Here is a 1,077-nt window from a genome sequence, read left to right on the forward strand (position 1 = left end):
AAATTGGTTAAGTCCTCGACCGATTAGTATTGGTCCGCTCCATACATCGCTGTACTTCCACTCCCAACCTATCTACCTGATCATCTCTCAGGGGTCTTACTCACTTAAAGTGATGGGAAATCTCATCTTGAGGGGGGCTTCACGCTTAGATGCTTTCAGCGTTTATCCCGTCCACACATAGCTACCCAGCGATGCTCTTGGCAGAACAACTGGTACACCAGCGGTGTGTCCATCCCGGTCCTCTCGTACTAAGGACAGCTCCTCTCAAATTTCCAACGCCCGCGACGGATAGGGACCGAACTGTCTCACGACGTTCTGAACCCAGCTCGCGTACCGCTTTAATGGGCGAACAGCCCAACCCTTGGGACCGACTACAGCCCCAGGATGCGATGAGCCGACATCGAGGTGCCAAACCTCCCCGTCGATGTGAACTCTTGGGGGAGATAAGCCTGTTATCCCCAGGGTAGCTTTTATCCGTTGAGCGATGGCCCTTCCATGCGGAACCACCGGATCACTAAGCCCGACTTTCGTCCCTGCTCGACTTGTAGGTCTCGCAGTCAAGCTCCCTTCTGCCTTTACACTCTACGAATGATTTCCAACCATTCTGAGGGAACCTTTGGGCGCCTCCGTTACATTTTTGGAGGCGACCGCCCCAGTCAAACTGCCCGTCTGACACTGTCTCCCTGCTCGCTAAGAGCAGCGGGTTAGAGTGGTCATATCACAAGGGTAGTATCCCACCGTTGCCTCCTCCGAGACTGGCGTCCCGGTATCTTCGGCTCCTACCTATCCTGTACATGTGATACAAACACGCAATATCAAACTGCAGTAAAGCTCCATGGGGTCTTTCCGTCCTGTCGCGGGTAACCAGCATCTTCACTGGTACTATAATTTCACCGAGTCTCTCGTTGAGACAGTGCCCAAATCGTTACGCCTTTCGTGCGGGTCGGAACTTACCCGACAAGGAATTTCGCTACCTTAGGACCGTTATAGTTACGGCCGCCGTTTACTGGGGCTTCAATTCAAAGCTTCGCTTGCGCTAACCTCTCCTCTTAACCTTCCAGCACCGGGCAGGCGTCA

General features: G+C 53.5%; 1 rRNA gene. It reads right to left on the reverse strand.

From position 1 onward, the window contains the following. Positions 1-3 precede the first annotated feature (3 nt). Positions 4-1,077 (reverse strand): 23S ribosomal RNA (locus BMZ71_RS14575); the annotation flags it as partial.

Origin of the sequence: Trichococcus flocculiformis (assembly GCF_900113645.1) — a bacterium.
GTDB classification, from domain to species: Bacteria; Bacillota; Bacilli; order Lactobacillales; family Aerococcaceae; genus Trichococcus; species Trichococcus flocculiformis.